9 protein-coding genes are annotated in these 12,335 nt (G+C 74.6%); 8 read left to right on the top strand and 1 reads right to left on the bottom strand.

Annotation, left to right across the window (positions count from 1 at the left end):
* Positions 1–41 precede the first annotated feature (41 nt).
* Complete coding sequence (locus tag IAI58_RS03190) at positions 42–2,798, bottom strand: SLBB domain-containing protein (protein ID WP_237182659.1); 2,757 nt, start codon at positions 2,796–2,798, stop codon at positions 42–44.
* An 87-nt stretch (positions 2,799–2,885) separates the two neighbouring features.
* Between IAI58_RS03190 and IAI58_RS03185 the strand changes: the two genes are divergently transcribed.
* From IAI58_RS03185 to IAI58_RS03150, 8 genes are all read left to right on the top strand, one after another.
* A complete protein-coding gene (locus IAI58_RS03185) occupies positions 2,886–4,598 on the top strand; it encodes a heparinase II/III family protein (protein ID WP_237182660.1) in 1,713 nt (570 codons plus the stop codon).
* Positions 4,598–5,584: a hypothetical protein gene (locus IAI58_RS03180; protein ID WP_207450667.1), complete on the top strand. Its 987-nt coding sequence runs from the start codon at positions 4,598–4,600 to the stop codon at positions 5,582–5,584. Before IAI58_RS03185 ends, IAI58_RS03180 begins: the two co-directional genes overlap by 1 nt.
* Complete coding sequence (locus IAI58_RS03175) at positions 5,581–6,804, top strand: O-antigen ligase family protein (protein WP_207450669.1); 1,224 nt, start codon at positions 5,581–5,583, stop codon at positions 6,802–6,804. The genes IAI58_RS03180 and IAI58_RS03175 overlap by 4 nt, the downstream gene beginning before the upstream one ends.
* The gene (locus tag IAI58_RS03170; RefSeq protein WP_207450671.1) at positions 6,797–7,405 is read left to right on the top strand and encodes a sugar transferase; all 609 of its coding nucleotides are present in this window, start codon (positions 6,797–6,799) and stop codon (positions 7,403–7,405) included. The genes IAI58_RS03175 and IAI58_RS03170 overlap by 8 nt, the downstream gene beginning before the upstream one ends.
* A gap of 96 nt (positions 7,406–7,501) precedes the next feature.
* Complete coding sequence (locus IAI58_RS03165; RefSeq protein ID WP_207450673.1) at positions 7,502–8,722, top strand: DegT/DnrJ/EryC1/StrS family aminotransferase; 1,221 nt, start codon at positions 7,502–7,504, stop codon at positions 8,720–8,722.
* 8 nt (positions 8,723–8,730) lie between these two features.
* A complete protein-coding gene (locus IAI58_RS03160; RefSeq protein ID WP_237182898.1) occupies positions 8,731–9,978 on the top strand; it encodes a glycosyltransferase family 4 protein in 1,248 nt (415 codons plus the stop codon).
* Positions 9,979–11,100 carry a non-hydrolyzing UDP-N-acetylglucosamine 2-epimerase gene (wecB, locus tag IAI58_RS03155; protein ID WP_207450677.1) on the top strand — a complete coding sequence of 374 codons (1,122 nt, stop codon included), beginning with the start codon at positions 9,979–9,981 and terminating at the stop codon, positions 11,098–11,100.
* A complete protein-coding gene (locus IAI58_RS03150) occupies positions 11,100–12,323 on the top strand; it encodes a glycosyltransferase (protein WP_207450679.1) in 1,224 nt (407 codons plus the stop codon). Before wecB ends, IAI58_RS03150 begins: the two co-directional genes overlap by 1 nt.
* Positions 12,324–12,335 lie beyond the last annotated feature (12 nt).

The following is a 12,335-nucleotide window of genomic DNA, read 5'->3' as shown; positions in this document are numbered from 1 at the left end:
GCGGCGGCCGGGGAAGCCAGGGCGGGCCGTCTCCGCCCCCGTCAGCGCGACTGGCGCGAGATCACGGAAAGCGCCGCCGCGCTGATGCTGACCTGTCCGAGCACCTGGGTCAGGTCGCGGACGAAGCCCCAGGTCTCGTAAGGGCTGGGGTCCTGCGGCACCACGACCAGGCTGCCCGGCGGCACCGGCGGCCCGCCCGCCTGCCAGGCGCCGAGCCCGGCCGGCACGCTTTGCCCGTTGGGCAGCACGATGAAGGCGCGGCCGCCATCGGCGAAGCGCTGCTGCCCGCCGGAGGCACGCACATAGTCGGCGGCATGCCAGCCGGTGGTGAATTGCAGGCTGCCGGGGTTGAGGATGGCGCCGACCACCGTCACTTCATTGGGCCGCTTGGGGATGGCGATCAGGTCGCCCGGTTCCAGCAGCACGTCCAGCTCGGGCCGGGCGGCGAGGATGACGGGATTGGCCTCCACCACCATGCGGCCGGCGGCGCGGGCCTCGCGTAGCGCGCCAGCCAGTTCCCGCCCCGCCGTGATGGCACCGCCGAGGTCGAGGCCGCTGGAGCGGCTGCCCGCCACCGCCTGCCCGGCGGCGACCTGGATCAGGCTCTGCTCCAGTTCCCGCGCCGTGCGGGCGAAGCCTTCCTGCTGCCGCTGGCGCACGCTCTCCCGCGTGAAGACGGTGCCATAGGGATAGGCCTGAGGGGAAAGCCCGCCGGCCCGGGCAATCAGTTCCGACAGCCGCTCGCCACGGCGGATGTCATAGATGCCCGGGCGCAGGAACTCGCCCGTGAGCGTCACCGGCCCGGTCTCCCGATCCGCGAAGCCGCGTGGCAGCCGCACCACGTCGCGCGGGGAGAGGCGGATGGCGGCGAAGTTGCGGCTGCGCAGGTCCAGCAGGGTGCGGGAGAGGGTGGTGGCGCCGGCCTGCTCCTGCGGCTCCCGCGCGAATTCCACGGCGGAGAGGTCGGCCGTCTCGGTGGCGCCCCCGGCGGCGGCCAGCACCTGGTCCAACCCCGTGTCGTCGAGGATGGGATAGAGGCCGGGCATCCGCGCCTCGCCCGAGAGCAGCACGGAATGGTCCAGCAGCCAGGGCAGCAGCGGCGGATATTCGGCGAAGACCTGCGGGCAGGGCGGCGTGCCGAGATCGGGGAAGCCGGCGGCGCGCGCATGGGCGAAGCGGGTGGGGCTGGCGCGGGCGGCCACGGCCAGGGCCTGCAAAGCCGGGCATTCGGCGGCGATGGCGGCGCCGGGCAGTGGGGGAACGGCCTGCGGCGCCTCTCCGCGCAGGGCGCGCTGCACCGGCGGGCTGGCCAGCCAGAGCATATCGGCCTGGGAGAGCAGGATGATCTCGTCGCCCTCGGCCAGGGGCAGGTCGGTCTCGCCGCGCAGCACGCGGCCGAGGTCGAAGCCGATGAAGCGGCGCACCCGCGTCTGCCCGTCCACGCGCCAGACCACGCCCATGCGGAGATAGGGGTCCGGCTTCACCAGCCGGGGGTCGTTCAGCATGGTACGCAGGCTGCCCAGGCGGGGCGCGCGCAGCAGCGGCGCCGTCACATGCCCGGCCAGCCGGGCCTGGCCGGCGGCGACATCCGCGCCCGGCTGCACCAGCACCGCGTCGCCGCGCCGTACCATTCCGGCGGGCCCGGTCTCGCTGAAGCTGCGGCGGCCACCCGCGTCGGTGCCCTGTAGCAGGAATCGGTTGCCGGCCGGGCGCAGGGGCTGCCCGGCCAGCCGCAGCAGCATGGCCAGCGGCGCCTGCGCGACGCCCGCCGGAAGCTCATAGATGCCGGGGCGCGTTACCTCCCCCGCCACGGCCACGGTGGCGCCGAGGGCGGGCACCACCACCCGCTCTCCCTCCCGCAGGGTCAGGTCGGGCTCGCCGGCCTCCCCCGCGATGATGGCATAGAGGTCGATGACGCGGCGGCCGTGGGGGCCTTCGATGCGGATGGCGCGCAGTGAGCCGGTCCGGCGCACGCCCCCCGCCAGCGCCAGGGCATCCAGCGCCGATGCCAGGGCGGGCAGGTTCTGCATGCCCGGCCGCACCACCTCCCCGGCCACCAGCACACTGATCTGGCGGATCTGCCCGATGGAGATGAAAGCTTCGGACCCACCCAGCTCCTGCGCTACCCGCGCGCTGATATCGGCCCGCACCGCGCCCAGGCTGCGTCCGGCGGCGGGAAAGGGCGGCAGGTCCGGCAGCAGCAGCGTGCCGTCGCGGCTGACGCGAAGGGTCATGCTCTGCCGGGTGCGGCCGCGGATGGCGATCATCACCTCGTCGTCGCGCCCGAGGATATAGCTCTCCGGCAGGCCGCCGAGCACGGCCGGGGCGGCGCCCGTGGCCGCCATGCCATGGAAGGTGTCGTAGCCGAACTGGCGCAGCGGCTGGTCCAGCCGAGCGGCATAGAAGGCCTCGGTATGGGAGAGTGCCTGCTCGGGTGCGGGTTGCTGCAGGGCGGCCGGAGGGGCGGCGCGTGGAGGCGGCGGCGGCGGTGGCGGGGCGGGACCGATGGCGCTGGCCTGCCCGGCGCCGGCGGCGTCGAGGATGCGTTGAAGGATATCCTGCTGCACGGCCGGCGGCAGCATGGGCACGGGAATGCCGCCGGGCAGGGTGGAAGGCAGCGAGGGCGGCAGCAACAGCGGGCTCGGGGTCACGCCGCCCGGCGGGTTCTGCGCCAGGGCGGGCGGAGCGGCGCCGGCCGGGCCCAGCAGCATGGCCAGCAGCGCCAGCGGCAGCCTGCCGGACCGCAGATGGCGATGCGCCGATGTCACGGTGGGCCGGGAATGGTCCAGGCGTCTCATGCAGGGGCGACCAGATGCTCGCAAAATCGTGATTGCGGCTTTATCATTATTGCAATGGCGATCCAAGCTCATATCCGAGGACCCTTGTTGCTGGCCGATGCCGCTTGGCGCCTGGGGCCGCGTGCGCTGGGCCATTACGGGCTGCACCGGCTGGCGCTGCTCTCGGGCGGCGCCGCGCAGCGGCTGCGGGGGGCGGAAATGCCGGAAGGTCCCTTCCTGACGGCCGCTCCGCCGCCGGCGGCGCCGGATATGCCGGCCGCATGGCAGGCGCGGCTGCGCGGGGCCCTGGAAATCCTGCCCCCGGCCCGCCACCACGGCCCCTTCGATGCCACGACCCCGGCACTCGGGATGGATCTGTTCGGCCCTGGCGATATCCGCCCTGTCTGGGAAGCCGGTAGGCTGGCCTGCCTGCCCCGTCTGGCCCAGGCCGCCTGCCTCTGGCCGGAGGAGGGGCATCTCGCGGCGCTGGAGGCCCGCATCGCCGCGTGGTGCGCCGCCAACCCGCCTTTTCAGGGCCCGCATTGGGCGTGCGGGCAGGAGGTGGCGCTGCGGGCGCTGCATCTCGGCCTGACCCTGGCCCTGCTGGGGCAGGACTTCGCGCCCGCGCCGGCTGCGCGCGCCCTGCTGGCGCTGCATGCACGGCGCATCGAGGCGACGCCGCACTACGCCCGGGCACAGGACAATAACCACAGTATCAGCGAGCCCGCCGGGCTCTATGCCTGCGGCCTTCTGCTGGGCGATGCCGGACTGCTGCGGCGCGGCGCGCGGGAGCTTTCCGCGGCCCTGGCGCGGCTGGTGGCGCCGGATGGCGGCTTCGCCCAGGTCTCCACCGGCTATCACCGGCTGCTGCTGGATGTGCTGGCGGTGGTGGAATGGCTGCGGCTGCGGCATGGGGCGCTGCCCTTCCCGGCGCCTTTCGCCGCGCGTGCGGAAGCGGCGGCCCATTGGCTCGCCCGGCTGGTGGCCCCTGATGGCGCCCTGCCGCGCCTGGGGCACCAGGATGGCTCCGCCTTCGCCGATCTGGCGCTGGCCGGCCCGGGAGATGCGCGGGGTAGCGCCGAGCGGGCGCTGCGGCTTTTCGCCGGCGCCTCCGCCGGCTTCGCGGAGGAGCATGGATGCCTGTGGCTGGGCCTGCCCACCCTCCCGGCAGCCGGGATCCCCGCCCGCTGGCGCGCCAGCGGCAGCATGGGCTGGCAGGCCGGTGGCGCCCGCGCCCTGCTCCGCACCGGACCGCTGCGCTTCCGCCCTGGCCAGGCCGACCTGCTGCATTTCGAGCTGTGGGACGGCGCCACGCCTGTCCTGACCGATGCCGGCACGGGCGCCTACAATCCCGCCCCGGGCGAGCGCTGGTGGCTGGATTATTTCCCGAGCGCCGCCGCGCATAACACCATCACCTTCGATGAGCGGGAGCCGATGCCCCGTGTCGGGCGCTTCCTGCATGCCTGCTGGCCGCGCCTGGCCGCCTTGCCCGGTGGCGCCGTATCGTGGGACGCCCACGGCCACCGCCACGGCCGGCAGGTCAGCGCCGAAGGCCGGCTCTGGTGGGTGCGGGATACGGTGGGCGGCGGTTTCTCCGGTCTGGCCCTGCGCTGGCGGCTTGGTCCCGGCGACTGGCGCGCCACATCCGGGGGTGCCAGCGGCCCCGCCGAGATCCATGTCACGGCCGATGCCCCTTTGGCCCTGACGATCGAGGAGGGTTGGGAAAGCCCGGCCTATGCGGCGGTCCGCCCCTGCCTTGTGCTGGTGGCCCGTGCCCGCGCCCCGGTCCGCAGTGTCGAGACCCGGATCAGGCTGCCCTGATGCCGCTGGACCAGTTGCTGCGTGGCGTCTGGGCGCTGAAATTCCGGCTGGCCACTCTGGCGCTGCTGCTGCTGCTGGGCGGGGCGGGGCTCATCCTCTCCTGGCCCCGCGCCTTTCTGGCGCAGGCGGTGATCGCCCCGGCCGAGACCACCGGCCTCGCCAATTCCTCCCTGATCTCGGCGAACGCCCTGGCGCCGGGCAGCCTGTTGGATACCCGCCCCTCCGGCAATTTCGCGGTCTACCTGGCGGCGCTGCGCAGCCCCGAAGCGGCGGCCATGCTGGCGCGCGACACACCGTTGCTGGCGGCGCTGGAGCGCCGTCGCGCCGAGGGTCTCGCCGGCTGGCTGCGGGAGAAGCTGGGACTGCGGATGCGGCCCGACCAGGATGACGTGGAGGGCTGGCTGGAACGCGCCCTGGCGGTGACGCAGTCCCTGGCCTCCGTCACCTGGACGCTGGAACTCGCCCTGCCCGACCGTGCCCTGGCGGCGGAGGTGCTGACCCGCCTGCACGGCTTCGGCGAGGCCAAGGTGCGGCGCGATCTGCTGGACCTCGTGAACCGCCGCATCCGCGTGCTGGAGACCCGGCTGATGAGCGAGCGGGACATCTACCTCCGCACGCCCATCTTCGAGCTGCTGGCCCAGCATCAGCGCGCCGCCATGGTGCTGGCGGCGGATGAGGTGGTGGCGGCGCGGCTGGTTTCAGGGCCGGGGGCGGAGCTGAAGCCCTCCCTCCCCAACCGGCCGCTGCTGCTGGTGCTGCTGGCCGTGGCAGCGCCGTTGACCTGCCTGTTCGGCGGTGCCTGCTGGGTGCTGCTGTCCGGCGTGCCGGCGGTGCGGAAGGCTCCCGGAGCTCCGCCTCCCTGGCCCCCCGGCCAAGTGGCCGGGTTGCCTGGCCCTTCCCCCCGCAGGCCAGGCCAGGGCCGGGCCCTGGGGAATGCCGTTTCGCCGGATGGGGCCCGGGCACGGCGCCCCTGGCCTGGCGCATGAGGGCCTGGCGCATCGACACGGCCGCCATCGCCTCCTTGTCCGGCGCCATCGCCGCGCTGCTGCAATTCGCTGGCGCGCTGAAGGGCGCGCCGCTGGTGGCCGCCCTTCCCTTCGACATCACGACTCTGTCCCTGCTTCTGCTGCCGCCGCTGCTCGCGCTGCTGCTGCTGACGCGGCGCTGGTGGCTGCATCCGCTGGTGGGGCCCCCGCTGGCAGGGGCCGCACTGCTCTGGCTCTGGCTGGTGCTGGCGGGCACCTGGAGCCCCAGCCGCGGCATCCTCGCCGCCAAGCTGCCGGAGGTGGTGCTGCTGGGGCCGCTGATGCTGCTGGCCGGGCTGGCGGTGGGCGCGGATGCCGGGGCGCGGCGCTGGCTGGTGGCGGTGGCGCTGGCGGCGGGGCCTTTCGTCGGTGCCTCGGTGGCCTGGGGTCTGGCCCATGGCGCGGTGGTGCTGGGCGGCGCCGTGGGGGCCAATCCGGAACTGGTGCGGGTGCAGTATCAGCTGGCCGGGCTCGCCATCGCCTGTGCGGCGGGGCTGGGCGGGGTGCGGGCGGTAGAGGCCAACCACTGGTCGGGGCGGCTGTTCTGGCTCGCTTTCACCGCCGCCACGGCGGCGGCGGCGCTGGTGCCGGGGGGGCGGATGGCGCTGCTCTCCCTGGCTCTTTGCGTGGCGCTGGTGCCGGCGCTGCGGCTCTGGTCGGCGATGCGGCCGCGCGCGGCGCTGTGCTGGCTGCTGCTGGTGGCGGCCTGCGGGGGGCTGGCCCTGGCGGCGCTGCTGCTCGACCCCGGCCGTGCCGAGGGGCTGCGGACGCTGGAGCGCTTCACCCAGGGCGATGTCGCCTCCTCCGCCCGCCCCATGCTCTGGGCGGCGGCCATGGCCTGGGGGAGCGAGGCGCTGCCCTTCGGCCTGGGCACCGGCGGCTTCACCATCGCCGCCGGCCATGGCGAGCGGCGCGGCCTCTATCCGCACAACCACCTGCTGGAAGCCTGGGCGGAGGGCGGGCTGCCCGGCCTGGGCTTCTGGCTGCTCTGTTTCGGCGGCGCGGCGCTGGTGCCGCTGCTGCGGCTGCGGCGGATGCAGCCGGCCCGGCTGGCGCGGATCGCCGCGCTGGCCCTGCCGGTGGCGCTGGCGGCCATGGTGTCCACCGACCTCGGCAACCGGATGGTCTGGTTCGCCCTGGGTCTGGTGCTGTCGACGGGGGTCGTGGCGCGACGTGTATGATGCTTTCGGCAAGCGGGCTCTGGATATCCTGGGGGCCGGGCTGGCGCTGCTGCTGCTCGCCCCCCTTCTCGCCCTGGTGGCGCTGGCGGTGGCGCTCTGCCTCGGCCGCCCCGTGCTGTTCCGGCAGGAGCGCGCCGGGCGGGGCGGCCATCCCTTCACGCTCATCAAGTTCCGCAGCATGCGGGAGGGGCCGGGGGATGACACGGCACGGCTGACGCGCTTCGGCCGGGCGCTGCGGGCCAGCGCGCTGGATGAGTTGCCGCAACTGGCGAATGTGCTGCGGGGGGAGATGAGCCTGGTCGGCCCGCGCCCGCTGCCCATGGCCTATCTGCCCCACTACACCGCGCGGCAGCGGCGCCGGCTGTCCGTGCGCCCGGGGCTGGCGGGGGTGGCGCAGGCGGCCGGCCGCAATGCCCTGCCCTGGGAGGAGCGGCTGGAGATGGATGCCGCCTATGCCGGCCCGCCCGCGAGCCTGCGGCGGGATCTGCGGGCCATGGCCGGCACGCTGGCCATCCTGCTGAGCGGCAAGGGCGTCAGCGCCCCCGGCCATGCCACGATGCCCGCCCTTGCGGCCGAATCTATCAACCAGAAGGTGAAATAGATTCCCGTTATGCAAGGAAACGGTAATGATTCCGCTTGCATTACGGTTTCGGACCTGTTTGGCTGAGCTTGCTGTTCACAAAATAGTGAGCTCTTCATGGCCTTGGCGCTGAGGCTCGGTGCGACCGGTGACGGCGCATTGGGCGAGAATGTCCGCCTCTTTCCAGGTCGCCCGGCCGCCGCGGCACAGCCCCGGCAGCGGATCCTGCTATCGCCGCCGCAACTGGCGGGAGGAGAGCTTGCCTCGCTCGACCATACCCTGGCGGCGGGCTGGATCGCCCCCGCCGGGCCGGTGCCCGAGGCCTTCGAGGGGGCGGTGCGCGCCGCCTCCGGAACGGGGCATGGGCTCGCCACTTCTTCCGGCACCGCCGCGCTGCATCTGGGCTACCGGGTGCTGGGGGTGGAACGGGGGGACGAGGTCTGGACCTCCACCCTCACCTTCGTCGCCACCATCGCCCCGGCCGTGCAGATGGGCGCCCGCCCGCGCTTCCTGGACGTCGATGCCGGGAGCTGGACGCTGGACCCCGACCTGCTGGAGAGCCGGCTGCGGCAGGCCGCCACCAAGGGCAAGCTGCCCCGCGCCGTGGTGCCTGTGGATCTCTATGGCCAGTCCTGCGACCTCGACACCATCGTCACCCTCTGCGGCCGCTGGGGCGTGCCGGTGCTCTGCGACAGCGCGGAGGCGCTGGGGGCCGAGTATCGCGGCCGCCCGGTGGGCAAGGGCGCGGCGCTGGCGGCCTTCTCCTTCAACGGCAACAAGATCGTCACCGCCGGCGGTGGCGGCGCGCTGGTCTCGGACGATGCCGCGCTGATCGCCCGCGCCCGCCACCTGGCGACACAGGCCAAGGAGGCCGCGCCGCATTACCAGCATGAGACCACGGGCTATTCCTACGGCCTCTCCTCCGTGCTGGCGGCGGTCGGCCTCGCGCAGATCGGCGCGCTGAAGGAACGGGTGGCGGCACGGCGCGCCACCTTCGCCCGCTACGCCCTGCGGCTGTCGGACCTGCCTGGGCTGGGCTTCATGCCGGAGCCAGGCTGGGGCCGATCCTCCCGCTGGCTGACCACCATCCTGATCGAGCCCTCGCGCTTCGGAACGACGCGGGAGCAGGTGCACAGGGCGCTGGACGCGGCAGGGGTGGAAAGCCGCCCGGTCTGGAAGCCGCTGCACCTCCAGCCCGCCTTCCGCGGCGCGCCCTTCCATGGCGCCGGCATCGCCGGACAGCTTTTCGACCGCGGCCTTTGCCTGCCTTCCGGCGCCATGACGGAGCAGGAGCAGGACCGGGTGATCGAGGCCATCCGCGCCTGCCACCGCGGCTGAGGGGCGGGATGATGCGTATCCTCTACCTGCACCAGCATTATTCCGGCCCTGCCGGCGCCACGGCCACCCGCAGCCATGCCATGGCGCGGGCGCTCTCGGCGGCGGGGCATCAGGTGACCATCGCCTGCGGGCAATATGCCGGCGCCGTCACCGGCCTGGCCGGCCCCTTCCGGGCCGGGCGGCGGGAGGGGGTGCTGCAAGGTGTGCGGCTGGTGGAATTCGCCATTCCCTGCGGCAATCACCAGGGTTTCGCCCGGCGGCTCTGCGCCTTCGGCCATTTCGCCGCCGCCGCCACCCGGCTGGCGCTGGCCGAGGGCTGGGACCTGATCATCGCCAGCTCCACGCCGCTGACGGTGGCCATCCCGGCGCTGCTGGCGCGGCGGCTGCGCGGCACGCCTTTTGTCTTCGAGATCCGCGACCCCTGGCCGGAACTGCCGCGCGCCATGGGTGCCGCGCCGCCCCTGGCCCTGGCGGCGATGGAGCCGCTGGCCAGCGCCGCCTGCCGTCAGGCCGCCATGGTGGTGGCGCTGAGCGAGGGTATGGCCGGAACCGCCCAGGCGCGCGGCGCCGACCCCGCGCGGGTGAGGGTGGTGCCGAATGGCTGCGACCTCGACCTCTTCGGCCCGCAGGTGGCGCCCTGGCGGCCGCCCGGCGTGGCGGCCTGGGAGATGCTGGCCGTCTATGCCGGGGCGCATGGACGCGCCAATGGGCTGGACCAGCTGCTGGATGCCGCCGCCATCCTGCAGGCGCGGCGGGAGCGTCGTATCCGCCTGCTGCTGGTGGGCGAGGGCGGGGAGAAGGCGCGGCTGCGGCTGCTGGCGGAGGCGCGCGGCCTCGGCAATCTCACCTTCCTCGACAGCCTACCCAAGCGGCGGCTGGCGGCGCTGCTGGCGGGCGCGCAGGTCGGTGTGCAGTGCCTGGCGCCAGTGCCCGAATTCGCCGAATGGACCGCGCCCAACAAGCTGATGGACTATCTGGCCGCCGGGCTGCCGGTGGTCGCCAATCTCTCCGGCCGGGCGGCGCGGCTGCTGGCCGATGGCCCCTGCGGCATCGCCGCCCCGCCGGGGGATGCCGCCGCCCTGGCCGATGCCCTGGTCTGGATGGCCGACAACCCCGCGCGCCGGGCCGAGCTGGGCGCCGCCGGCCGCGCTCAGGCGCTGCGCCGCTGGGACCGCCGCCTCCTCGCCGCCGATTTCGTCCAGGCGGCGGAGGCGGCTGGCGCCACCTCCGCCGCGCCCATGCTGGTGACCGCCTGAATGCCTTTTTCGCCTGAACCGCTCCTGCCCGAGCTGCATCTGGTCGCCTGCGCGCGGCCCAACCTGCCCAAGCTGGCCGCGCTGTGGCACGCCCTGGCGGAGGTGCCGCCCTTCTGCCGCCCGGTGCTGCTGCATACCGGCCAGCATCATGATGCCCTGATGTTCCAGGCGCATCTGGAGGATCTGGGCCTGCCGGCACCACATGTCTCGCTCGGTGTCTGGGGGGGCGCGCATGCCTCCCTGACCGGCCGCACCATGATGGCCTGCGAGGCGCTGTGGGAAGGCCGCCGCCCCGCCATGGTGGTGGTGCCCGGCGATGTCGATGGCACGCTGGCGGCGGCGCTGGCCGCGCGCAAGCTTCGCATCCCCGTCGCGCATCTGGAGGCCGGGCTGCGCTGCGGCGACCGCGACATGCCGGAGGAGATCAACCGCCGCGCGGTGGATGCCGTCAGCGACCTTCTCTGGGCGCCGGACGAGGCCACCGCCGCCCGCCTGCTGGCCGAGGGGCATGCGTCCTGCGCCGTGCGCGCGGTCGGTAACAGCATGATCGATACCCTGCTGCGCCGCCTGCCCCTGGCCTGTGGCCGGCCCCTGCCCGCCGGGTTGGCGCCCCAGGCCTATGGCGTGGTGACGCTGCACCGCGCCGCCAATGTGGACCAGCCGGAGATGCTGGCGGCCCTGCTCACCGCCGTGGCGCGGGTGGCCCGCCGCCTGCCCCTGGCCTGGCCGCTGCACCCTCGCACCTCCCGGCGGATGCGGGAATTCGGTCTGGCCATGCCGGCCGGCGTCACGGTGCTGCCGCCGCTCGGCTATCTCGATTTCCTCTCCCTGCTCAGCCGCGCGCGGCTGGTGGCCACCGACAGCGGCGGGGTGCAGGAGGAGGCGGCGGGGCTGGACGTGCCCTGCCTGACGCTGCGCCCCTCCACCGAGCGGCCGGTGACGTTGGAATCCGGCGCCAACCAGCTGGTCACCCCGGCCGGGCTGGCGGCGGCGGTGGAGCGCGTGCTCTCCGGCGGCTGGCCGCCGGCCCGGCCCATCCCGCTCTGGGATGGCCAGGTGGGCGCGCGCATGGTGGCGCATCTGGCCGAGATCCTGGCCATACCGGCGCGGGAGGCCGCCTGATGCCCGCCCCCCTGGTCTGCATGCTCTCGGCCGCGCATCCGCCGGCGGATGTGCGGGTGGTCGGCAAGGAAGGCGCCGCCCTGGCGGCGGCGGGCTGGCGCGTGCTGCATCTCTGCCCCGCCCCGGCGCGGCAGGATGCCTCCGCCCCGCTGCCCGAGGGCGCCGCGCCCGCCGGCGGCAGCGCGCCGGAGAGCCATGCGGGGGTGGCGATCCGCACCTATCGCCGACGGCCCGGCTGGCGCGGCCGGCTGCTCGGCATTCCCGCCCTGGCCCGCCGGGCCGGCGCGACCGGCGCCAGCGTGCTGCATGCCAGCGAGCCCGATGCCTGGATCGCCGCCATCCTGGCCGCGCGGCGGGGTGGGGCGCGGGTGGTGCTGGACGTGCATGAACACTACCCCTCCCGCCTCGACCCCCGCCTGCCGCGCTGGCTGCGTCCGCTGGGGCGCGCGGGCATCCGCTTGGCCTGCCGGATGATGGCGGCGGCGGCGGATGCGGTGGTGGTGGCCAAGGATGGGCTGGATGCCGATTTCGGCGTGCCGCACCGGACCATCGCCGTGCGGAACTATGCCGCCCCCGCCGCCGTCACGCCGCGCTGCCATGGCCCAGGCCCGGTGACGCTGGTGCATCTGGGGGCGCTGGGCCGCGCCCGCGGCGCGATGGAGATGCTGGACGCCCTGGCGCTCTGTCCGGAGGGCACGCGGCTGCGGCTGGTCGGCCGCTTCACCGATGGCAGCGAGGAGAGCTTCAGCGCGCGCGCCGCCGCCCTCTTCCTGCAGGGGCGGGTGGAGCGGCTGGGCTGGATGCCGCATGCCCGGGCGCTGCAGGCGGCGGCCGGGGCCGATATCGGGCTGGTGCTGTTCCAGCCGGGGGTCGAGAACCACCGCCTGGCGCTGCCGCACAAGCTCTTCGACTGCATGCTGGCCGGCCTGCCGGTCATCGCCCCCGCCTTCGCCACGGAGGTGGCGGCGGTGGTGCGGGAGGCCGGCTGCGGCCTGCTGGTGGATACCGCCGACCCCGCCGCCATCGCCGGGGCGGTGCGGCAGCTGGCCGACCCGGCCCTGCGGGCGCAGATGGGTGTCCGGGGCCGCGCCGCCGCGCAGGGCCGCTTCGGCTGGCGGGCGGAGGCCGCGCGGCTGGTGCGGCTCTACCATCAGCTCGCGCCGCAGCAGGGGGCAGCCGGCGCCCCTGCCCTGGCCGGAGGGCTGCCGCAGGGCGCGGCATGAACCAGCCCGTCC

The sequence above is a fragment of the Roseomonas marmotae genome (assembly GCF_017654485.1).
GTDB lineage: Bacteria > Pseudomonadota > Alphaproteobacteria > Acetobacterales > Acetobacteraceae > Pseudoroseomonas > Pseudoroseomonas marmotae.
The sequence above is the reverse complement of the archived record's forward strand: the minus strand, read 5'-3'. Positions and strand labels throughout refer to the sequence as shown.